General features: G+C 42.9%; 22 protein-coding genes and 2 pseudogenes. 6 read left to right on the top strand and 18 right to left on the bottom strand.

The window, feature by feature from the left end:
* Positions 1–110: 110 nt before the first annotated feature.
* Both AB7U21_RS02950 and AB7U21_RS02945 read right to left on the bottom strand, forming a co-directional pair.
* A complete protein-coding gene (locus AB7U21_RS02950; protein ID WP_428386918.1) occupies positions 111–965 on the bottom strand; it encodes a GNAT family N-acetyltransferase in 855 nt (284 codons plus the stop codon).
* 37 nt (positions 966–1002) lie between these two features.
* Positions 1003–1149 (bottom strand): hypothetical protein, encoded by a 147-nt coding sequence (locus tag AB7U21_RS02945; RefSeq protein WP_428386916.1) that lies wholly within the window; start codon positions 1147–1149, stop codon positions 1003–1005.
* Positions 1150–1923: 774 nt separating this feature from the next.
* On the opposite strand from AB7U21_RS02945, the gene AB7U21_RS02940 reads away from it, so the two are divergent.
* Positions 1924–2409, top strand: a complete 486-nt coding sequence (locus tag AB7U21_RS02940) for a flavodoxin family protein (protein ID WP_428386914.1) — start codon at positions 1924–1926, stop codon at positions 2407–2409.
* Between the two features lie 351 nt (positions 2410–2760).
* On the opposite strand, the gene AB7U21_RS02935 is transcribed toward AB7U21_RS02940, so the two are convergent.
* Complete coding sequence (locus AB7U21_RS02935; RefSeq protein WP_428386912.1) at positions 2761–2958, bottom strand: hypothetical protein; 198 nt, start codon at positions 2956–2958, stop codon at positions 2761–2763.
* A 1052-nt stretch (positions 2959–4010) separates the two neighbouring features.
* Here AB7U21_RS02935 and AB7U21_RS02930 point away from each other — a divergent pair.
* The 4 genes from AB7U21_RS02930 to AB7U21_RS02915 all read left to right on the top strand — a co-directional run bounded on the left by AB7U21_RS02930 (position 4011) and on the right by AB7U21_RS02915 (position 9654).
* Positions 4011–4136 (top strand): hypothetical protein, encoded by a 126-nt coding sequence (locus tag AB7U21_RS02930; RefSeq protein WP_428386910.1) that lies wholly within the window; start codon positions 4011–4013, stop codon positions 4134–4136.
* A 245-nt stretch (positions 4137–4381) separates the two neighbouring features.
* Positions 4382–6592, top strand: coding sequence for an ATP-binding protein (locus AB7U21_RS02925; RefSeq protein ID WP_428386908.1), 2211 nt, complete (start codon positions 4382–4384; stop codon positions 6590–6592).
* Between the two features lie 67 nt (positions 6593–6659).
* Positions 6660–7436 (top strand): SAM hydrolase/SAM-dependent halogenase family protein, encoded by a 777-nt coding sequence (locus AB7U21_RS02920; protein ID WP_428386906.1) that lies wholly within the window; start codon positions 6660–6662, stop codon positions 7434–7436.
* 268 nt (positions 7437–7704) lie between these two features.
* On the top strand, positions 7705–9654 hold the full coding sequence (locus AB7U21_RS02915; RefSeq protein WP_333788067.1) for a methyl-accepting chemotaxis protein: 1950 nt from the start codon (positions 7705–7707) through the stop codon (positions 9652–9654).
* A 67-nt stretch (positions 9655–9721) separates the two neighbouring features.
* Here the strand turns inward: AB7U21_RS02915 and AB7U21_RS02910 are convergent, their stop codons facing one another.
* From AB7U21_RS02910 to AB7U21_RS02860, 11 genes and pseudogenes are all read right to left on the bottom strand, one after another.
* On the bottom strand, positions 9722–10696 hold the full coding sequence (locus AB7U21_RS02910) for a radical SAM protein (protein WP_333788068.1): 975 nt from the start codon (positions 10694–10696) through the stop codon (positions 9722–9724).
* Positions 10697–10833: 137 nt separating this feature from the next.
* Complete coding sequence (rpl12p, locus tag AB7U21_RS02905) at positions 10834–11145, bottom strand: 50S ribosomal protein P1 (RefSeq protein ID WP_333788069.1); 312 nt, start codon at positions 11143–11145, stop codon at positions 10834–10836.
* A gap of 38 nt (positions 11146–11183) precedes the next feature.
* Entirely contained in the window at positions 11184–12215 is a 1032-nt protein-coding gene (locus AB7U21_RS02900; RefSeq protein ID WP_333788070.1) for a 50S ribosomal protein L10, read from the bottom strand.
* 1 nt (position 12216) lies between these two features.
* Positions 12217–12858 (bottom strand): 50S ribosomal protein L1, encoded by a 642-nt coding sequence (locus tag AB7U21_RS02895; RefSeq protein ID WP_333788071.1) that lies wholly within the window; start codon positions 12856–12858, stop codon positions 12217–12219.
* A gap of 149 nt (positions 12859–13007) precedes the next feature.
* A complete protein-coding gene (locus AB7U21_RS02890) occupies positions 13008–13490 on the bottom strand; it encodes a 50S ribosomal protein L11 (RefSeq protein ID WP_333788072.1) in 483 nt (160 codons plus the stop codon).
* A 44-nt stretch (positions 13491–13534) separates the two neighbouring features.
* Positions 13535–13996, bottom strand: coding sequence for a transcription elongation factor Spt5 (locus tag AB7U21_RS02885; protein WP_333788073.1), 462 nt, complete (start codon positions 13994–13996; stop codon positions 13535–13537).
* A gap of 3 nt (positions 13997–13999) precedes the next feature.
* Positions 14000–14203, bottom strand: a complete 204-nt coding sequence (locus AB7U21_RS02880; protein WP_428386920.1) for a protein translocase SEC61 complex subunit gamma — start codon at positions 14201–14203, stop codon at positions 14000–14002.
* A gap of 180 nt (positions 14204–14383) precedes the next feature.
* Complete coding sequence (gene ftsZ, locus AB7U21_RS02875) at positions 14384–15487, bottom strand: cell division protein FtsZ (RefSeq protein ID WP_333788075.1); 1104 nt, start codon at positions 15485–15487, stop codon at positions 14384–14386.
* A 95-nt stretch (positions 15488–15582) separates the two neighbouring features.
* Positions 15583–15690: pseudogene (locus AB7U21_RS02870) on the bottom strand (ribonuclease Z); the annotation flags it as partial.
* 432 nt (positions 15691–16122) lie between these two features.
* A pseudogene (locus tag AB7U21_RS02865) lies at positions 16123–16848 on the bottom strand (D-aminoacyl-tRNA deacylase); the annotation flags it as partial.
* Positions 16849–16943: 95 nt separating this feature from the next.
* Positions 16944–17756, bottom strand: a complete 813-nt coding sequence (locus AB7U21_RS02860) for a class I SAM-dependent methyltransferase family protein (RefSeq protein WP_333788076.1) — start codon at positions 17754–17756, stop codon at positions 16944–16946.
* 210 nt (positions 17757–17966) lie between these two features.
* On the opposite strand from AB7U21_RS02860, the gene AB7U21_RS02855 reads away from it, so the two are divergent.
* Entirely contained in the window at positions 17967–18167 is a 201-nt protein-coding gene (locus AB7U21_RS02855) for a hypothetical protein (protein WP_333788077.1), read from the top strand.
* A 10-nt stretch (positions 18168–18177) separates the two neighbouring features.
* Here the strand turns inward: AB7U21_RS02855 and AB7U21_RS02850 are convergent, their stop codons facing one another.
* The 4 genes from AB7U21_RS02850 to AB7U21_RS02835 all read right to left on the bottom strand — a co-directional run.
* Positions 18178–19812 carry an acetolactate synthase large subunit gene (locus AB7U21_RS02850; RefSeq protein ID WP_333788078.1) on the bottom strand — a complete coding sequence of 545 codons (1635 nt, stop codon included), beginning with the start codon at positions 19810–19812 and terminating at the stop codon, positions 18178–18180.
* A gap of 2 nt (positions 19813–19814) precedes the next feature.
* The gene (locus tag AB7U21_RS02845; protein ID WP_333788079.1) at positions 19815–21182 is read right to left on the bottom strand and encodes an NAD-dependent succinate-semialdehyde dehydrogenase; all 1368 of its coding nucleotides are present in this window, start codon (positions 21180–21182) and stop codon (positions 19815–19817) included.
* 128 nt (positions 21183–21310) lie between these two features.
* A complete protein-coding gene (locus tag AB7U21_RS02840) occupies positions 21311–22678 on the bottom strand; it encodes an NAD-dependent succinate-semialdehyde dehydrogenase (RefSeq protein ID WP_428386899.1) in 1368 nt (455 codons plus the stop codon).
* 102 nt (positions 22679–22780) lie between these two features.
* Positions 22781–23385: restriction endonuclease (locus tag AB7U21_RS02835; RefSeq protein WP_428386897.1), on the bottom strand; the 605-nt coding region annotated here is incomplete at its 5' end.

Genomic DNA, 23385 nt, shown 5'->3' with positions numbered 1-23385 from the left:
TCCGCCCAGGACTATCAAGATATTTTTAGTAGTCCTACGCTGATATTGCTTTCATAATCCATTTATACGGTATATACTGTAGATTTTGAAGCAATCTTGCCACATATTGTTTAGAAGCGCTTCGGACTGTCAGTAAAAACTGCCTTATAATATTTGTTTATATCTAGGTACAGTGGTATAGTGATATCTAGTTTTAACAAATTATCTCTGTTCCCCAACCACTCACGGATTAATTTATGATTGTCTTTAATATTGAAATTATTAAGTTCTATTTTTGGTTTATTATCTTCGATGAATAACTTAACTTTGGCATGGCATTCTTTTATCAAGCAACAATCATCTGCGATTTCGTTAAATATTTCATTTACGTGTCGAATTAATATTTTTTCCCATTCTAGTTTCAACGTATTTGATTGTTCGTCGTTTTTTTGCACATAATCAATACCATGTCCTTTTATCATACGGTTATTTAGTTCCTTTATAATTTGAGATTCAATACAGGTTTCCATCCTTTCAGTTAAATCAATATACATAATAGTGAAAAGCGGATTGCCCAGATACCAAGAAACTGATCTAGGATTAGCATCAACAAACAGAAAACGCGCAGCTACTTCTCTATTCCTATAAGCATTGTATATTATATCATTAATTATTGCTTTTCCTATACCCGAACGCTGATATCTTTTATCGATTGCAAAGCGTGTCAGAAACAAAGCAGGGTAACTTTTTAAGGTTCTATACTCATCTTCAACATCTATTTTTTTTCCCTTTATGGCATTCATTGATAAACTATAGTAAGCTACACATATGCCATCTCTCGAGTAAATGTTTGTTCTAGAAAAACTATCGTTATTGTACTCTAAAGCTTTGTTTTTCAAAAAATGATTGAGCTTTTCAAAATCCGACTCATCTGAAGCATTACAGTCAAAATCCCTCACTAAATCTAAGGCATCTCCAGTGAGCACGGTCTTTATAAAGTTCTTAAGAGGCATTTATTATTCATTATTCTATTAATGAATAGGTAGTACACAGCGCCCATTTACGAACTTCGCTTACTTCATCTGGAGTCATATCTTTATCCAGCTGTTCGATGAATATCTCATAATCCATCCCCTTTAACTCTGGAATATATTCTACAACCTCAGACATTTACTCCCACCTACTTTCCATAGTATAACTAATTATATCCTTCTTACTGCACGTCCCATACTTAACATTTTCGATTTTCAGTAAGAATAATATATTTGCTAAATATATAATAATGTTGGTCTTTTTACAGGACGTGTTTTAATTATTGCCTAATATAAGCATTGATACTGCTCAACCAAATACTTTTCCATACATATCACGTTTTCAAAGTTATTTATAGTTGTTAACCGTTTGTTTGAAACTTATAGTGTTGACATTACTATTTATTGAATGCGATTTTAGCATGCATAAATTATAAACCATTAGTGTTTAACTATAAATTTCGGGTAGTAAGAGTATCTATACATGTAAAAATTTCCTGATCTTGCCAGTCATATCCCATATGAATATTCACACGCCTTTGAACAATTATGCATGTTTCTGAATATTGATGTCAAATTATGTTAAGTATTAACGACCCTAATCACTTGTTACCAACCAACCAAACACCAATAGGGGCGATGGGGTTAAATCCACAGATGAAGTACCCGCAGATCTCAAGGATGTCAGCATCTGCACACACCTATAACAACTATACCATATTCTCACCCATTAGTATCATGCTGACATCCTTCAGGCTCTATGATTTCTTCTATAACTTCTTTTTTCCACATTTCCCGGCAACGTTCTGGATCAGGTGCAGGTTCTCTACGGAGTCGGAGTTACACCATAGATCTTAAACATCCTTGAGGACGTCTTTAGACATGAGAATATGGATGGGATGTGAGATCCTCAATGAATATATTGTTAGTATACGATTCTGTCTTCGGTAACACAGAGAAAATAACCCATGCTATCAGAGATTCTATGGGTTTTCAAGAGAATGTCAGAACAGTAAGGGTAAGTGATATTAACCCGGATCGATTGACTGGACTGGATCTGTTGATCGTTGGTTCTCCCACCAGGGCATTCCGCCCAACGAAGGAAATAACCGCTTTCCTTAACCGTATCCCTGCAAATGGTCTCAAAGGCATCAAAGTGGCAGCTTTTGACACCAGGCTTTCCACAGCAGACAACAGGTCCTTCTTATTCAGGATCTTATCAAAACGGTTTGGATATGCCGCTGAACCCATCGCAGACAAACTTGTGAAAAAAGGAGGAAAGCTCATAGTTCCGCCTGAATGGTTCATAGTAAAGGATTCTGAGGGCCCGCTTAAAAGTGGTGAACTCGAACATGCTGCAAAGTGGGCGAGATCGGTCATTGAAGTTAGCCTGACATAAAATGAGAAGCTTTTGGCAGCTTATAGGGTAGATCGGTAGTTAATACAAGAGCTGAAGATCGCACAAGATGCTGTTATTACTTTCACCTTGCATGGTTTAGCTTCTTGAACCTGTAAAAGCTATATATGATTTGTACGCTTTGCGTCAGGGAGTACTATACACACCATCGGGAGCATCCGTACCACATGCTCCCGTTATTCAATTTACCTTCTTCACATCTGGCCATTAATGGGTTCGGTGAATCTTCTTTATATGCCGTCACTGTAAAAAAGAATTTACTGTATATTCCTTATAAAAACTTTATTTGACGGCCGATTTTGTAAACATCTTATTGTAGATTGTATATATTGCTCAATGGATACTGGCATAACTCTCAAAAGATCCATATTTCGATGTATCTACAGAGAATGCATCTATGTACGCATGATCCTCGTTATGCTTTGCTAGAGCAAAACCCACAAACGACAATCCAATTCCCAGATAAGGATGTTCAACAATTATCAGGCCGATAGCAGCTGTAAGGAATAATGACCAGTATTTTTCAAGCATATTTATAAAAAACATCGTTCTACTATATAATTAAAATTTTAATAAAAAAATCGTTAGAATATTTTATAATGATTGATGGTTAGGTTCTTTTTACTGCCCACTTAACTTTCATGTCCAGAATAAACAATTCTTTAAACAGCAAAGATTAATATATTTTTGTTAATATAATATGTTATACTAGCACCTTTATGGCGCTTAACATAATCACCTAGCCTATACATTCAAACTAAGTTAAGCCTTTAAAGTGCTATTCATCGTGGAATGGACAGAAACTCGGAGGTGAGGTAAATGGTAGTAAAAGAGCAGAAGAAAGCAGGATCCAAGAAGGCTGCCAAGGAAGAGTATCACACATATCCTTCTACAGGGTCTGAGAGGAGAAAGTAATTTTCTATTATAACCATAGTCTGATCTATGTTCATGGGAGGGAAACCTCCTGTCCTTTTCTTTTTATGGTAAGACCTCACATATCATATTTTGGATGTTGTTACTTTTTTAAAAGGGATGGAATATCTTGAAGAATGTCAGCATGAAGAAAAGGATAATTTGGATGATCATGCTGACATCCGGCAAGTTCTGAGGGTGCTTATTCACGTATCAGATCCCACTCTCCAAATATGGTTGCATCCAATAATTGAAGCCTATTGTATATAACCGGATTCGACTTTGATTTTCATATTGTATGTGATTCTCACCCATGATCTGAATGATCTTGTATAATGCTAATCTTCTATGCCTGTGCATGATCATGCAGGTAACGACTTCTCCACATGTGTGAGCAAGGTTTGCTGCATATGTAGGGCTTCGCATCTCTGTAGAGATTCCAATATAGTGTGGTACATGTATTCACAGCTTTTTCTCATCATTATGAGAATTAGTATATTCTTAAGTATAGAAAAATTTAAATACATATATTGGGAGGTATCTACTATATCAATAGCAAGGTGGCGAACTCACCATGATATCACGGGTGTCCCGAATCAATGTCATTGCTCTGTCAATGACGTAATGTGGTGTTCAAGACCTGTTAATAGAAAAACGAGGAGAGATATCATATGGAATTTGTAACTGTAACCTGTCAGAACTGTGGTAGCAAGATGTATGTCCAGAGCAAATCAGTACGCAAGGAAATGTACTGTACTATCCGCTGCCTGGAGACAGGTACCTCATCAAAGATCTGAGCGTTCTTTATGAACTCTCACACCTCATCTTTCTGATCGCTATCAAAGTTGACTAATATTCAACCTTATTTTCCTGTTCTCTTTTCCGGGCCTGTCGCAATATGAACAGTAATTATGCATATGCTTAAAAGCACATTTGGAAGTAGTATTCTTTTTAACATTCTTTCTCTGTGATTTTTTTCAATTTCATTACATGCCATAATCTATTAATATATTAATCCACTACATATGATCTACCTGATATAATGCAATCTCATCCTAATAACGTAACCCTGCAAAAAAAAGACCCACCTATGGATAAAAGACCTTCTGAAAGGGAACGAGGGACTGAAAAGTTGGCTTCCTCTGAAAGTTGTTCTATGACACATGAAACATATTTTATATCTACTGTGGAGAAGTCACCGTTTGGTGTTTTTTTTGTGAATAAAGATTGCCAGATTGAATACTGTAATAAGGCGACTCTTTCCCTGTTAGGATACAAAGATGCCGGCCAATTCAGGCAGGAATGTTTCGATAAGTTCCTTGCTCCTGCCCTCAAAGAGAAAATTAAAGGAAATTGTGTTCAAAAAAATAGTACAAAAACGGAGACAGAGTTCTACCAATCGTGCACTTCAGGAGATGGAAGTGAATTTTTAGCCAGGTTAAAAGTAGTTATTATGAAAAATGAAATTTCCGGAGACATCGGACTAGTATGCTACATTGAAGATGCTTCCGGCCATATTCTGCAAATGAGTGATATAGGGTACAATAACAAATATGTGCGACTTCTGGAGGCTGCAAATGATGGAGTTCTGATCATACAGGATCATGTTTTCAAACACGTGGATAGCAAATTTGTAAGGAATACAGGATATATAAAGGAAGACGTCCTTGGCAGGAGTTTTCTTGATCTCGTTACTCCTGAGTACAAGAGAATATTTGCTCAGATGTACAACAAAAAAATGCTGAGCGAAGAAGTTCCTTCTAATTTTGAGGTTGACCTTGTTTCCAGAAACGGGAAGTTGATCTCAATGGAAATATCAGCGTATCTCATAGAATTCAATGGCAAAGTAGCTGATATGCTGGTTTTGCGTGATATTTCGGAGATGAAAAAAGCTGAAAAAGAGCTGCAAACATGCTCTGAACAAATATTGGTCACAAATGAAATAATTAAAAGAAAATTTGAACTGGAAAAGACCATATCGTTTGTTTCAACTATCCTTGTTGCTCCCGATGATATTATTGTTGCAGTGAACAAATGCCTTGAAAGAGCGGGGCTGCTCTGCGGCGCAAGTCGTGTCTACCTGTTCAGAATAAATAGCACTAAAATGACCATGGACAACACTCACGAGTGGTGTAACACAGGTGTGGAGCCCCAAAAAGACAACCTTCAGGATCTGCCTGTTGACATGTTCCCCTGGTGGATGGATAAACTCAACAAAGGCGATATCATACACATCACAGATGTATCTTCAATGCCTCCGGAAGCGGCAAACGAAAAAGATATCCTTGAGATGCAGCAGATCAGTTCTCTCATAGTACTTCCTCTCTATATTGCTGGAAAGATGACAGGATTTGTTGGGATGGACAATGTCGTAAATACAGGAGGGTGGAAAGAGGAAGATATTAAAGTTCTTGGGATACTTGCAAACCTCATAGGTAGTGCAATAGAGCGCAAAGAGAATGAGGACGCATTGAACAATTATTCTGCCAACCTTGCACGTGCCTATGATGAGCTAAAAAACCTTGACATAATGAAAAATGAATTCCTTGCTACCCTTAATCATGAGCTTAAGACCCCTCTGCATGCCATACAGGGGTATAGCGGTCTTCTTCGAGAAGGAGATTTCGGGGAACTGAACGCAGACCAGAAAAAAAGTGTCGACGCCGTAGCACGCAATACGGAGCGTCTTGGTACCCTGATAAACTCCATGCTGTACATGGGCAATGTGCTTGCAGGAAAAGTGAACTACAATTTTGATCTTGTCCAGTTAGGCATTCTGATCGATCAGACCATCAGGCGCTATTCATATGCAGCACAGTTAAAAAACATTCAGGTAATAAGGAACATCAAAGGTCCTCTTCCTATAATTGAAGCTGACATCAATATTTTACCGCAGTTATTTTACAATATCATGGACAATGCTCTCAAGTTCACTCCCAAGGACGGGATTGTAACTATTTCAGCCTCCGAAGAAGACTCTGGCATCCATATTCAGGTGCAAGACACAGGCATAGGCATACCTGAAAAAATTGGAGAGAAAATTTTTGACAAATTCTATCAGGTGGATGGTTCTTCGACTCGCAAATATGGAGGAAGCGGGCTTGGACTATCCATTTCCAGACAGATCGTGCAGGTGCATAACGGAAGTATCTGGATTGAAAGTAAAGAAGGGGCCGGAACCATCTTACACGTAAGATTGCCAAAGAAGCATTTGAATAATGTGAATACAAATTCACTAAATTCTGTAGCTTAAGTCAGTTCCAGAATGATAGTAAACATTATCTGTGACTTCTTTATAGTATAACAGAGGACCATTTTTTATGTCACTTATAACTCTTATCACCGATTTCGGCTCGGTCTATCCTGCTGCCATGAAGGGAGTCATACTGGGCATTGATCCCCGGGCAACTATAGTTGATATTTCTCATACTGTTCCTCAAGGTGACATTAGGGCCGGAGCCTTCGCCCTTTACTCTGTAGTGCCTTATTTTCCGGTGGGCACTGTACATGTAGCCGTAGTGGATCCTGGAGTTGGAACGGCACGGAATTCAATAGTCATTTCTGCAGGAGGCCATCTTTTTGTTGGTCCTGACAACGGTCTCATGGTTCCCGCAGCTTCCAGGCTTGGAAAAATAGAGGTCCGCAAGATCACAAACTTAGGTCTGCTTGGGGATGTATCCGCCACTTTCCATGGAAGGGATGTTTTTGCTCGCATTGGTGCCTATCTCTCAGAAGGTATGCCCTTACAAGAGGTAGGTGAAAAAACATTAGATCATGTTCACCTGGATTTTGGAATGGTTGAAGTTAGTGAAACCTCCATTACTGGCCAAGTCATCTACATTGATGACTTTGGTAATGTCATTACCAATATTCGGGCTGCCGATGTATTAGGGCTCATCAGGTTTGGTGAAGTGGTACATATTTTCTATAGGAAAATGCCGGTAATAAGAACTTATGGACTTGTGGACGAGGGAAAGTTACTGGCACTTGTCGGAAGTCACGGATTTTTAGAAATAGCTGTAAATAAAGGTAATGCAAGCAAAGAGTTGGATGTCCTTTGTAATGATCCTGTGAAGTTAATTTTTTCAAAAAAGTAAAATTCATATACCTATCTAATTTTAAAAGTATCCTCGCATTTGTCCTAAACTTCCTTTCTTCAAATTATCCTTCCTTATACGATGTAAAGCAACCTGCCCTTTCAATATGAGAAGTCTATTTGCATTTTTGGTACAGCACTCTTTTATTTCTTCTTAGTTGTCGGTATGTTTAAATAAATTAAGGCACTTAATACTAAAATAAATATATATTCGAGGTGAATTTCTGAATCTTAAGCACAAGATGATTCTTTCATTCGTTTTGTTATCAATGTTGTTGATAGCTCTTTTTGCAGTCCAGAGCTCCAATAATCAGGAACTATTGATCGAATATCAAAAGCACGAACTTGCTTTGCAGGTAGAGAAAAGTGTCAACACAAGAATGGAGATACAACTGGAAAATGTTGCTACTTCTCTTGTACCCATCACTGAAAATCAAGAAATCTTGAAGCTTTTTGCTGAAAGGAACAGGGAAGATCTTGCAGCACTACTCTTGCCTGTGTATGAAAGTCTTTCTTCGAAGGGTGTAGAACAGTTCCAGTTCCATCTGCCAGACTCTACTTCTTTCCTGAGGTTGCACAGTCCTGAGAATTATGGCGATGACCTTTCATCTTTCAGATACACTGTAAATGAAGCAAATTCTAAGATGAAGATCATCAGTGGATTGGAAGAAGGAAAGGGTGGATATGGTTTTAGAGTAGTTTCTCCTCTTGCATACAACGGAGAACATATCGGTTCAGTGGAATACGGTATGAGCTTCGATGAATATTTCCTCTCTCAGCTACAGGAAGACTATTCGGGAGAGTACTTCATATACGCTTTCCCTGATGAGGAGAGCATTTCATGGGAATCCAGTAACAACGGGTTATTGGCAGGAACCCTGGAAAATGATTCACTTCAAGTAACGGAAGAGCAGTTAGAGTTACTGAGGCAGGGAGAAACCGTATCTTTTACTTCAGATGACCACAATTCTCTTGTTGTCATGATACCTTTTACTGATTATACCGGCACAACAAAAGGTTATGTCAAGTCATTGATATCTCTTGATGGGGTCACTCTTCTTGCTAATAAGACATCTGACAACATTCTTATCATTTCACTAATTGGTCTTGTTCTATCCGTAGCGCTTGGTCTGTTCATTGCCAATTTACTGACAAAGCCTCTGAACAGCATTGTGGTAGCCACAGGTAACATTGCCGAGGGTGATATGACCGTACGGGTACAGGAATCGGACGATGAGATCGGAAGGCTTGGTGCTTCTATCAACAAAATGGTCGCAGGCATCAGGCAGATTGTGCAGGAAGTTCAGGAGAATTCAGTTTCAGTCACAGCTACTGCAGACAATTTCCTTGCTTTCACTGAAAAACTGACAATTGCGTGTGACATGATAAAGGAAGATGTATCCAGAATATCAACTGGAGCTGGTGTCCAGTCACAAAAGGTATCTGAGGTCACTACTGCAATGAATGATATGAGTATGGCTGTGCAGGAAATAGCTAGTAATGCTCAAATGACTTCAGAAACTGCAATCAATGCCAATGAATTGATGAAAAATATAGGGGAACAGTCAGAATCATTGCTCTTACAGATGGATGGCATAAAAACTTCCTCCTATGGATCAGTAAAGGTCATAGAACAGCTGGATGCGAAATCTGTCAAGATAGGTGAAATTGTTACCTTGATCACTGGCATTGCAGACCAGACCAATTTGCTGGCTTTGAATGCAGCTATTGAAGCAGCACGTGCAGGCGAACATGGAAGAGGTTTTGCAGTGGTGGCAGATGAGGTGCGCAAACTTGCCGAGGAATCAGGGTCCGCAGCCAAGGAAATATCTTTACTCGTTAAGGACATTCAAAAAGCAACTGGAAATGCTGTAAAATCGATAAGTCAAGAAACTACTATAGTTGAAACCGGTTCAGAGTCTCTCAATATGGCTGTTGGGGCTGTGAAAGACGCTATTAAAAATGGTGATGAGGTTGCCAAGATGGCGCAGGAGATTGCAGCTGCCACGCAGGAACAGTCTGCTTCGATACAGGAGGTAACTGCTTCTATAGAGGATGTATCTTCCATCTCGACAGATTCTGCCAACGGCACTCAGAAGATTTCCGTAACAATTAAAGAAGAGTCTGTTTTGATGTCAGATCTTGCTGAAGCTGCAAAAGACCTTGCAGGTATGGCGGATCATTTGCGAGACAGTATTTCAAGATTTAAACTGGAGTAAGTACCATTCTGAACAGGCCATCAATGGCGCTGTTCTCTTCATTTTTTGAACTTTTTTCAGGCAGATTTTACATCCACTTATAGTGCCTCATTACCTCGAGGTTCATGTCATACAACAGGCTGTTCTCCACATATCCGAAGAACAGGCATTTATGACAATTCTCAGGAATCTGTTTTCTTTTTTCCTTGCTGCTTTCCCATACATTCCGCAGTCCGTCCTTTACATTTCCCAGAGCTTCATTTTGTACCCTGCAATGCTCTATGGTGCCATCAGCAGTTACATTTAGTATAAGTTCTCCTGCATGGCATCTGAAATCAGTGTTCATGTCCCTTGCCATCTTCAGGTAGGTGTATGAATTAATAATGGGGTAACCTTCTTTTTTCATTTCGATTATCGTGTCAACTGTCCTGCGATATTTCTCACTGTCTCTTACGCCGATATTCTTCCATACGTCATCCGATATTCCTGAAAATTCGTACATTGGTTCGAAAGCTACGCTCACGCCTAATTCTGCGGCAAGTCGTATGAGCTCTTCAATATCATCGAGGTTCCTGCCGCTTAGTACACAGTTCATGAGTATGGGATTTTTCATGTATCTTTTTGCTTTTATGATACCAGGCAGTATTTTTGTCTTAAAGTCAACCCCTCTTATCTCTCTATAACTGTTTATGCCATCGACGGATACGGAAAGGTAATCCAGGTCCTTAAGTTGCTCTGCTCTTTTTTCCAGCAGCAGTCCGTTGGTTATGAGAAAAGTTACTATGCCCAGTTCTCTGGCATGCAGGAGGATCTGTGGAAGGTCCTCCCTCAGCAAAGGTTCGACGGTCCATGCATTATATATCATTATACCAAAATCCTTTGCCTCATCCAGCAATCCGGTGATCTCCTGTAATGTCATTTCAGGACCATTCTGTTTCCAGTATTCACAGAAACTACATTTCATGTTGCAGCGGGAGTTGATGGCATGGGAGAGCACAAGAGGACGCTTTCTGATCCTTGTTTGCCAGAATGCTCTTGTTGCAGTGAAGGGTGATCTGGACATTATTCAGTATCTACATTAGTTGATGATTTAAATATTCTGTGCAAAATACAGCAAAAGCTATACAGAAATACATTTTTAAAAAAGATATGCCCGTAGAACACGGGCATGTACAGATGTTTGTAAGTTGGTTGAAGTACTTATCCGAAGAGTGCACCGAGACCGGCCATTCCGCTCTCTTCTGCTTCTTCCTTGGACTCTTCTTCCTTTGCTGCCTCTGCGGCTGGGGCTTCGGCTGCGGCTGCTGCGGGAGCTGCTGCGGCTGGAGCTGCTGCAACTGCTGCAGTTGCCATCGCTTCCTCTATGTTCACGTCCTCAAGGGCTGCAATGAGTGCCTTTACACGTGATTCGTTGACTGCGGTACCAGCTGCCTGAAGAACGGCAGTTATTGCATCTTCTGTAATCTCTTTACCAGCTTTGTGCAGTAAAAGTGCTGCGTATATGTATTCCATGTGAAATCACCTTTTATCAATGTAAGTTATAGTCTGTCTTATCCGAAAAGTGCTCCAAGGCCGGCCATTCCGTCCTCTTCAGAACTCTCTTCTTCCTTCTCTTCTTTCGCCTCGACGGCTTCCTCGCCCTTTGCTTCGGTTGTTGCGCTCACTGCTGCTGCAGCTGCGGCTCCAAGGGCCTGTTTAAGCTCATCGTCTACTGCTTCCTCATTTTTAGTTGAGGCTGCAGCAGCCACAGCAAGCATCTGTGACTGAGCCTTGCCCATCAATGCTCCCATCAGTTCCGGCTCGAACACAGCAGCGTAAATACCGAGGTTCCTGGATTCTGTTGAAGCTTTTGCGATAAGCGTGGTTATGTTGTCTGCAGTTGGATATGCTGCGTATACTGAAAGGTTGAGTGCCTGCTTTGCGGCCAGAGCTATGTCGTTGAAGTACTGTGTTTCATCCACAGCCAGCACGTCTGGTCGGAATATGGATCCTTCTTCCAGAACTGCTCTTAAGTCCAGTCCAACGACCATTGGATAGATCTCAAGCCTGTTAAGCATAGATGCAAGCAACTGGGGAGCTTTTTCCCCCTCTTTCAACACGGTCTTTGTTTCCTTTACAACGACCTTGCCCCCATCAATGGCTGCAGGAATTCCAGCTTTCTGCAGATCTCCCAGAATGGGTCCGGGCGGAAAACTTGTTGGCCTTGCCTCCACTACAATGTCCTTCGGAGCCACAGCACCGGCCTTTATTGGTGAAGGTGTCTTGCTCTTTTCGAGAAGTTTGAACAGTTTAAATGGATTCTGATCAGAAAATACTAATGCCGTCTGGACATCAATAAATTCGGTCATATCCTTTATATCCTGGCCCAATTCCTCCAATGCCCTCTTTATAAGGGTGTTCCTGGCCACTTTGATATATGCAGTTCCCTGAAGCTCTCTCCTCATTTTCTGAAGCTGCTTTGCAGGAATACCTTCAATACCTACTATACCAAAGAGGTGGTAGGATCTTATGAGCTCTTTTATTTCCTCGATCTCCTTGGCCTTCCATTTTGGTATATGTGACGAGTGGTGATCAATTTCCATATTACATCACCTTCACTGATTTACCCATCGTGGTCGTCAAATAGATCGTCCTGATGTTCTGGCTGCCTTTCTCAAGGGACTGTTCGAGTCTGGAGATCACCGTTTCTATGTTGTCGGCCAGCTTTTCTACCGGCATGTCTCTGCGCCCCACTGACACGTGGAAGGTCAGTTTATCCTTTGACCTTATACGCACGGAACTTCTGGAGGAGTTGATCACGTCGGCTACGTTCTTTCCAGGCTGGAGCGGTATTGGCATCTTACCCCTGGGACCCAGGACAATACCAAGGCTCTTACCGATGAGTGGCATGTATTGTACTTCAGCTATGAAGAAGTCACACTCATTGGCTACTGCCCTTGCGCGTGCTTTATCCTCTTTCATATCGTTGATGTCTTCCTCAGTGAAGACATAGGTAGCACCCGCATCTTTTGCCTGAAGACCAACCTCACCTTTTGCAAAAACAGCGACCTTCAAGTCCTTACCAAGGCCATGTGGAAGTATGATCTCTTCGTCAACACGGTTCTTAGGCTGACTCATGTCAAGGTGTTTTAGGTTGATTGCCAGATCAACGCTTTCCATGAATTTGCGCTGCGGCGATTCCTCTAACAATTTACTAACAGCTTCTACTGTTGCCTTATTTACCATTCTGTTCCTCCCGTAGTGCTGAACTGCCGTTCCTCGGCCACTTCGGCCTACTACGGTTTGTTAAGGGGCCTAAAATATCCGGCCCATTATTTTGATATTGCTCCCAACGTGGAGCATAGTTCTTATATCTATCGGTTATATAGCCTGGATCAAGCTTCTGCCATCAGCACATCATCGAATTTACCTTCATCGATGGCTTTTTGACATTCCCTTGGGTCCATTCCTTCTGCTGTTACACCCAGAGTCAGGCACGCTCCCAGCACTTCCTTTACTGCAGCCTTCATGGAATATGCCAGCATTACGTCCCTCTTCATGCGCGCGATCCTCATAGCCTGGTCTATCTTCAGGTCTCCTACCTTGTTCGTCTTTGGTTCCCCGGAGCCTTTCTCAATTCCCAGTTCTTTCTTGATCAACGCAGCAGTTGGTGGCGTACCAACTTCTATCTCAAAGCTCTTATCATCGGCAACTATCACTTTGACAGGTACCTGCATGCCGTTATAATCTTTTGTTTTCTCGTTGATCTTATCTATAACCGCTTTTATATTGATCCCTAAAGGTCCAAGGGCCGGGCCAAGAGGTGGTCCGGGATTGGCTTTTCCTCCAGAGACCAGTGCTTCTACAACATTTGCCATGTGAGTATCACCAGTTATATTTATTATATATAAATTTTAAATGTTCAGGACTCTTCCTCTTTCCTGAGGACCCTTACAGTGTCACCACGTATAGTTATAGGTATCGGTACCACAGCATCGAACAGTTCAACAGTGATCTCCTCGTGCCCTTCATCTACACGCTTGACACGTGCTCTTTCTCCTTTAAAGGGTCCGGATGTGATCTCTATGATTGCACCTTCGGTTATACCGGTTACCGTGGGTTTAGGTGTGAGGAAGTGAGCTATCTCTGCAATGCTGGACTGTCCTTTGATCACTGCCCGCGCATGCGGAACTGTTTGGATGGCCTGCTCCACTATACCGGGTGACGTGCTCTCCACCAGTACGTATCCTTTCAGTTCGTCCGGGGCTAGGATAGCACGAATGTCCAGGTGATCTTTCCTTGCCACAATTGCCATCATATTTGCCACAGAACGTTCCTGATTAGCAGTTGTTTTCACCACGAATACAGCAGAAGGTTCAGCCATCATTCACACCAACTTCGGTATTTCCACCATTGCTATATAGATCAGGAATCCCATAAAACCAATGGCAAGGATCCCAAGACCGGCTACCTTAGCAATTGTCAGGAACTCTTCTCTGGAGGGCTTCTTTGTTAGTTTCAGAACCCTTATGTGTGCTCTTATAATAGATCCTATAGAGCCCACTGTGGTATTTAATTTGCTTGAATCTATATTATTCCCTGCCAATATCTTCACAACCGATTAAGCCTTATGTTCTCTAACTTTGAACGAATGACGAGTAGTCAGATTTTAACCATGCTATAAAATAGTACCGGCCATCTACAACTTCTTCTCTAAAATAGTTTTCGATTATTTCAGCAGGCAGACTAAAAGCTGCCTACTGGATCCCATTCATTTTACAAAATCAATTCCATACTTGCGCGTAACGTTTCTGGTACCGCCGTGACCGTAGATCTGAGGAGATTTGACACCAGTAACAACAAGCATTGTTCTCACTGTATTTTCCAGTTCCTCATCTACCTGCGCACCCCATATGATCCTCGCATCGGGGTCAATGCGGCTGTATACTTCCTGAACGACGCTTTCAGCTTCTGCTATGGTCATATCAGGACCGCCAACTACGTTCACAAGAGCCGATGTGGCACCGGATATATCTACATCCAGTAATGGGCTTCTTAATGCCTTCTGCACAGCCTCTACAGCTTTCATCTCACCTTCAGCTTCACCAAGGCCGATCATTGCAACGCCACCGTTCTGCATGACGGTCCTTACGTCGGCAAAGTCGAGGTTAACAAGTCCTGGTTTTGTGATCAGTTCAGTAATTCCCTTCACTGCCCTCATCAGCACTTCATCAGATACCTTAAAAGCAGCCTGCAGCGGGAGCCTTGGCACTACTTCCAGAAGCTTGTCATTTGGAACAACTATCACAGTATCTGCAACTTCTCTGAGTCTCTCCAGGCCAGCTTCGGCGTTCATACGCCTTACATGCCCTTCAACTCCAAAGGGAAGAGTTACTACGGCAATGGTCAAAGCGCCTGCATCTCTCGCGGCTTCTGCAACGATCGGGGCAGAACCGGTTCCGGTGCCTCCGCCAAGCCCTGCGGTTATGAACACCATATCACTGCCTTCTACAAAAGCCCTTATCTCATCAACACTTTCCAGCGCGGCCTCTTCTCCTACCTGGGGAAGACTGCCGGCACCAAGACCTCTTGTCTTCTTTCTTCCTATCAATATCTTCTTATCGGCATTGACTCTCAGAAGGTGCTGTGCATCAGTATTTATAGCTACCAGTTCCGCTCCTTTGATTCCCTCGTTGGCCATTCTCTGCGTACTGTTAGACCCTCCGCCACCACAGCCTACGACCTTGATCACAGTCCTCAGGTCACGGAGCATTTCCTCTAACTCTGCATTGATATCGTTCGGTTCAGGCACACGTGTATGGAGGCGTCCTTCCTCTTCGGACCTTGCAAGTGCCTCTTCTACTATGGATCTCATTCTTCTTCTCCCTTGAGTGGAAATCGTGTTATTTACTTAAGAGTAATGGTATTTCCCAATGTAATTCTTCTTGTGGTTTTTGTATAAACCATTAATGGTTCTACAATTCTGCCATTGGCAGTTACAGGGTTCCCATTTTTCAACTCTGCGAACATAGGACCAGGAGGTACGCCCAGCTCCCGGGCAAGTTCCGGGTCGAACCTCTCCTCTGTAATATATAGCGTCATCTCTTCCGGGATATATTTTATTTCATAATGCTCTTTTAGTATTTTAATGCATTCATCTATAAGCATATCAGCTGAAGCCTTTTCTTTGCCTCGCTTGCACATCATTATGCCGGGCAATGTTCCATTATCCTTTTCAAGGTACACCACATCCGACATTCCAAGTAAGTCTATCAATTTATTCTTATCAGCAGACACTGCTTCACTGAAGATGCCTTCATCCATCACAAAGATCTGAATGTCCTCTGTGCTTGAACCGACATCGTCGCGGATCATCTGCCTGAATCCATCTGTTATTCTCAGACGGCTCCCGGGACATGATCTTTCTGCCAGTTTAAGCATATGAGAATAAATATGCCAGGGCAATCCATGCATATCTAGGATGTCACTTTCCCTAAGCAATTGCAGACCAAGTTCTTTGACGATATCAGTGATCTTTTCTTTATGCGCCGATGACATCGCCCTGCGGTCAAAATACACAAGATCAGCATTTGACTTATCGATGGCCTGTCGCACAAGTTCCAGATCCAGGTTATCAAGCTGATGATTTGGAAAATTATGTCCGAATGTTATATTGTTCTCAAGTAATATTTTGGACTGCCTCTTTGCATAGTGCCCGCCCCCAAAACCAACAGCAACTGGCATTTTCTCTTCTTTCATCTCCAGTATTGCCCTGGCAGCTAACTCTCCTGCTATCGGGTCTTCCCACTGTTCTTCTGCACTGCCGATCTCAGCATAGACCATAGGCAAACGAACATCCGTTGGTCCATGATGTGTGGACTCCATGGTAACTTCATAACCAGTATTAATAGCCCCTTTTTGCATGTTGAGCAAGATGGACCTCAAGGCAAAAGGTGCAGGGTAGGAAAATTCCCTGCTGTGTCCTCCGAAATCTGCATTGCCACTGTTTCCGGTATAATGGGCCGTAAGCACCCTGTTACCATCTTTGCTCTTATGTTTTGAGGCAACTATTATAAGCCGCGTTTTCAATCCGCAAGCTGCAAGTTTACGGTCGATACCATCCTGGTATATATGATGTGCATCGATCTCCACAAGCCAGAATCCTTCGGATGAATAAGCGGATACAAGATCCTTCCAGTCGTTGCATGCCACTTTCACAGGGTCCCAATCTCTCATTTTGAGTATATGTTCCTTGATATTCTGGCTCGCCCTGTCCTTTGTGGAACATAGAATGGTTATTCTCGATCTGTTTCCATTGCTGTTCATCTGTTCTAACCCCTGTTATAGACCATTTTGACCATATCAAAAACCCATCTGCTTACACCTGGCGCCACATTGCCGCACCTGCGACAGTTCAGGACTTTCAATCCTTTTTTTTCATAATCTCCTGTCAGGCCTTCTATTTGATGTTGTTTCTTGAAAGTATAGAAATGTATCATACCTTCAGGTCTGATAACTTCTGCTACAATGTCGAGAAATTGGTCCATACCATAAGGAGTGGGGATTATGGCTCTGTGGAATTGACATTTCAGTATCGAAGGAATGTCCATGGCGTCAGCACATATCACTGAAAGGTTTTGCCTGACCTTGTTCATTGACGCATTCTTTTGGAGCAGGGAACAAGCTGCCGTGTTCTTCTCCAATGCTACAACATGAGCACCCTTCGCAGCCACTGGCACAGCAAACGGCCCTACTCCACAGAAAGGTACGATCACTTTTTCACCGTTCTGCACCATACTGGTGATCCTGGCTCTTTCGTAGGATAATCTGCTATTGAAAAACACTTTCTGCAGGTCAACTTCATAGGCAAATCCAAATTCTCTGTGTACCGTTCTGGTACTTCTGCCTGCAAGCAGCTCAAAGGATGCCACCCTGTGTTCCCCGGAGAGCTTTGAGATCTTGTTCACAACAGCATTTACCCCTCCTTGGCCAGCTATAAGTGCATGTGCTATCTCATGCTTGTGCGCATTGAGTTCGCAGGGGATGGATATTACAGCTATGTCACCGATCACATCGAACCTGCCAGGCAACACCTTCAGTTCCTGTTCGGTGAGTGTGTTTTTTAATATGTCTCTAAGGCTCATATTTGATCATGTATCGTGCTTTTTCCTTTGCCTGAGATCTTTGTTCCACAATGTTCTATAAGCCTTATTATGTCTGCTGTTCCCATTTCGTATAGTGATCTCAGTATCACCCTCAATAGCTGTGGAGATCGTGCATTTCAAGGTGAAGGCCGATACCGATGAGCAGGATTTCTCAGGGTATCTGTCGGTATTGTCTAGGAACTGGGTAAATTGCCAGGTTTTCTTGACAGGGAACTGCTTAAAGGTGAAAACGGCCAATGGACAGATATAGCTCACTGGGGAACTATGGACCATGCTCTGAAAGCCATAGATCATGTGATGAAGCTCCCGCTGTGCCTTGCATATTTTGGTTATATTGATGATACAACCCTTCAAATGATGCACTTTGCACTAAGTCAGAAGTGTCCATGATCAAAATTGCTCAGATATCGCAGAAATTATTGCTCAGCTTTTCCGTGAGCTTCATATTTTCCGAATAATCCACTCTAACGTCCATGAGCCACACTCCACCTGCTTTTAGTGCATTTTCAAGTTGTGGCCTGAAGTCTTCTGCCTTTTCTATTAGTATTCCATGTGCTCCAAAGCTCTCTGCAAGTTTTACAAAGTCCGGGTTCAGGAAGTCGATACCAAAGCTTGCATCGAACTTTTTCTTTTCGTGCCATTCAATAAGTCCGAACTTGGCGTCATCGAATATCACTATCACTATATCACATCCGAGACGTACTGCGGTCTCCAGTTCCTGGACATTCATAAGGAACCCGCCGTCTCCGGCTACTGCCACCACCTTACGTTCCGGCTTCAGTAGTTTTGCTGCAATAGCTCCGGGAAGTGCAAATCCCATAGATGCCAGGCCGTTGGACATTTGTACCGTATTGGGTTCATAGGCCGGATAAAGGCGTCCTATCCAGAGCTTGTGAGCGCCCACGTCGCTGATGATAATATCTTCCCTATCCAATGCCTGCCTGATATCATATATGATCTTCTGGGGCTTCATAGGAAAGGACGTGTCGTCCTTGAAATCAAGAAGTTCCTTCTCCATGTTCTTCCGTACCTTTGAGAAGTATTCAGGCATTTCCTTTCTCTTGCAGAATCGTATGAGGTGTTTCAGAGAGGTGCGGATATTCCCTACAAGTGATAGGTTGGGAACGTATTTTTCATCCACTTCATGCTGGTCTGAGTGTATATGTATTATATTCTTGGACCCATCAGGGTTCCAGAACCTGGGACTATATTCTACATGATCGAATCCGATGCAGATGACCAGATCCGCCCTCGCAAAACCGCACATAATATGGTCCCTGTCCTTGATACCCATGGACCCCATGTAATGTTCATCATCAGCCGGGAAAGCACCTTTACCCATGAAAGTTGTCACTACCGGGATCCCTGTGCTTCTCACGAATTTTCTCAATTCTTCAGATGCATCTTCCCTGATCACTCCATTACCAGCCAGAATTACAGGCATCTTAGCAGCTTCTATAAGCACAGCTGAACGCTGCAGTTCATCTTCATCAGGCATCCGTATGTGAGAATATGGTTTTTTCACAAGAGGTACTTTGTTCGTTCGTTCTGCAGCAATGTCCTCAGGCAGCTCGATATGTGTTGCCCCGGGCCTGTCCCTGGCGATCTCAAAAGCTTTGCTCACGATCTCAGGTATGAAATCCGCCCGGGTCACACTGGAATTCCATTTAGTAAATTGACGGAAAGCTTCCACTATGTTCAGGTACTGATGAGCCTCCTTGTGGGTCTTTTCAAGTCCTGCCTGTCCGGTAATAGCTACTAAAGGTGCTCTGTCCAGATGCGCATCCGCCACACCTGTAATGAGATTGGTTGCACCCGGGCCCAGGGTTGCAAGACACACTCCAGGCTGATGGGTTAGCCTGCCATAGACATCGGCCATGAAGGCTGCGGATTGTTCGTGCCGTGTTACTATGAACTTTATTTTGGACCTGGAAAGAGAATCTGTCAGGTCCAGGGTCTCCTCACCCGGGATCCCAAAAATGTATTCCACACCCTCATTCTCCAGACATTGCACGAGGAGGTCACTAGCTTTCATTTTCAGAACACCTTCATCGATTTTGCTCCTAAGAATTCATACATGCCTATCCTATGCAACTCTCTGCCAAACCCGCTTTTCTTGAAACCTCCAAGTGGCAGGCGGGAGTCTGAGGATACTCCATTGTTAATGGCTATGAGCCCGGTTTCGATTTCCCTTGAAAACCTTATGGCCCTTTCACGGTCCTTGCTCCATATACTTGCTCCCAGACCGAATTCCGTGCTATTGGCTATTTTTATAGCATCATCTTCGTTCCTGAATGTTACTATTGGTGCAACCGGTCCGAAAGTCTCCTCGGTAAGTACAGGTGCACCTTCGGTTATGTTACCAAGTACCACCGGATAGAAGAAACTGCCTTTTCCGTCTTGTTTTCCACCATCTAACAGCACATCTGCTCCAGATTTAAGTGTCCTGTCCACCTGATCCTGCACAAAGTCCGCCTGTTCGGAGTTAACCAGGGGTCCCATATCGTTGTTTGGGTCAAGAGGGTCACCTATTTTCAGATCGTGGACATGTTCCAGGAACCTTGAGGTAAATTCTTCAGCAATAGTGACATCCACAATGAACCTCTTGGCCGCTGTACATCTCTGCCCTGCATTCTGAAACCTGCTCAAACTTGCTACCTTTGCAGCTTTTTCGATATCTGCATCATCCAGTACGATGAATGGATCGCTGCCACCAAGTTCCAGTATGCATTTCTTGATACTGCCACCTGCGGCAGCAGCCACCTTCTGTCCCACCTGCCGCCCTCCTGTGAAAGATACGGCATTGATCTCATTTCTGGGTATAAGGGACAGTGCAGTGGGTCCATCTATTAACAGGGTCTGATAGACACCTTCGGGAAACTCTGCCTCTTTAAATATACTTTCAATTGCCAGGGCACACTTTGGTACATAACTTGCATGCTTGAGCAATATCACGTTGCCGCCTGCCAGTGCAGGAGCAGCAAAACGTAATGCTTGCCAGAACGGTGCATTCCAGGGCATGATGCTAAGGATCGTTCCCAGAGGTTCAAGTACTATACCAGATGCTTCAGCCTCGGTTTCCACGAATTCCGGAGCTAGTAACATCTCGGCCTTCTCTGAAAAGTAATCAAAGACCTTTGCGCATTTTTCGATCTCATCCAGGGATTCTCTGATGGGTTTGCCCATCTCAATAGTGATGGTCTGTGCAAGTTCAGCTGACCTTTCTCTGAGCAATCTTGCAGCTTTATCAAGGTAATATGTGCGATTAAAAACCTCAGTATGTTTCCATTCCTTAAAGGCTTCCCTTGATCTTTTTAAGGTTTCCTCTATTCTTTCCAGTGAATAAAGCTCATATTCCCCGTTAAGTTCTCCTGTGGCAGGATTTACCGATCTTATCACTTTCATTATTTCCCTCTCCCAGCTGCATGCGTTCATTAGTTTTTAAAGTTGGGTCCAGTAAAATGAACAGATAATGGTTTAGTAGATATTAAGAAGACCCAATGTTTAAGATATCCCTATCAAGCATTCTTTTTTCAGTATATCTTTATTGACTTGATGTGCATGAACTCATAGAACCCGTGTTTTGCCATTTCTCTGCCCATGCCGCTTCCCTTTATGCCTCCGAAAGGCATGCAGGCTTCAGGCCGGAAGAAAGCATTAACAGCTACCATTCCAGTTTCAAGCTTCCTGGCAAGCAAAGCTCCTTTTTCTCTCTCTTCTGTCCAGATGCTTGCGCCCAGGCCGAACCGAGTACTGTTGGCAATACGCATGGCCTCCTGTTCTTTCCTGAAGGTGATTATCGGTGCTACAGGCCCGAAGGTCTCTTCTGTCATCACTTTCATATCAAGGCTTACATTCTCAAGCACTGTAGGAGAGTAGAAGAACCCTTCTCTTTCCATCTTTCCTCCGGAAACAAGTGGTTTTGCTCCTTTTGAGATGGCATCTTTCACCTGCTGTTCAAGAACGGATATCTGCTCTTCCCGTACCAATGGTCCTATAGCCGTATTCTTGTCCATTGGGTCTCCCAGTTTGAGTTTCTCTGTAAGTTCCACAAACTTACCGGTGAACTCTTTCGCCACTTCCTGTGCCACTATGAACCTCTTGGCTGCTATGCACGTCTGTCCTGTATTGATGCACCTGCTGGGTACAGCTACAGTTGCTGCTTTTTCCACATCGGCATCTGCCAGCACTATGAATGGGTCGCTGCCCCCAAGTTCAAGTACGAACTTCTTCATATTGCGGGCTGCAAGCTCTGCAACCTTTTTTCCGGCAATATCGCCCCCAGTGAAAGAAACGGCTTTGATCTCATCCCTTGAGATGAGCGAGGAAGCTGTGGGACCATCTGTCAGCAATGTCTGAAATACACCTTCAGGAAACCCTGCTTCCAAGAACAGTTCTTCCATCTTCAGGGCACACATGGGCACATAACTGGAATGCTTGAGCAGCATCACGTTGCCTGCTGCCAGTATATGGGAAGCTGCACTGAGCACCTGCCAGAAGGGAAAGTTCCAGGGCTTGATGGCCAGTACCGGTCCCATGGGCTCGTATGATACCATTGAGCAGGCAGCGTCAGTTTCTGCTTCTTCCGGCTGCATAAGTTCCTCCGCATGCGCTGCAAAATAGTCGAACGTATCGGCGCACTTCACAACCTCGGCCACAGATTGTTTTATGACCTTCCCCATCTCCAGTGTGATAAGTTCTCCAAGCTCTTGTTTTCTGCTGCGCAGCAATTGTGAGAAACCACTTAAAAGTGTGCTGCGCTCGGATACATCAAGTTCTTTCCATTCATGGAAAACGGTATCAGCTTTCCTGAGAGCTGCATTTATTTGCTCTTTGGAGTGGGGTCGAAATTGTCTGATAATTTTTCCTGTGGTTGGATCGATGGATGAGATGAGGGTCATGGTGAAACTTCCGGCAGATGATTGTTTATGTGGATAGAAAGAGGAAGGGATAGAGTATAAAGATAGCTGGGGAGGTGGGTGATGAATAACAGAAAAAAGCATTTACTCTTCTATAAAGTAATCAGAATCTATCCTTTTTATCTCATAGGTTTTGGTAGTTGAAACCCCTATATTAAAGTCGATCATTAGTTTAACGAGCTTTGGACCGTCCACCAAGACAATTGATTTGTGACTTCTTGAAATCACATTTTCAGCATCCTTTGGAAATCTGGAAGTTGTCATGAACACACCTTTGCTTACTCCATTTACTTCAAGGGTACCTACAAAATCTCTTAGCATAGAAGCTGAAACCGGTGTGTCTTCTCCAAATCTTTTGGCTTGGAAGAATATCTTGTCTAATCCCAAACGATCTTGACTGATAAGTCCATCAACACCACCATCTCCACTCTTTCCGGTAACTTTTCCCTCTCCATATCCCATGTTAGACAATAGATCAAGCACAACTTTTTCAAAGAAGGATGGGCTGTTGGATCGTAGTTTTGTCAAAAGTTCTTGACCTAAACTTGCTTGAATTGAATTGAAACCATTTTCCATTAATTCATCAGGAGTTATGTTTTCAGCTTCAGTTTCGATTTGAGTAAAGTCTTTACTGTTTGTTGTATCCTGCTCTTTTTTTATGGTTGCATATTTGATTGCTTGGAACTCTA

Source organism: Methanomethylovorans sp. (genome assembly GCF_050177135.1).
Classification (GTDB): Archaea; Halobacteriota; Methanosarcinia; order Methanosarcinales; family Methanosarcinaceae; genus Methanomethylovorans.
This window is presented reverse-complemented; position numbering and strand designations above follow the sequence as displayed.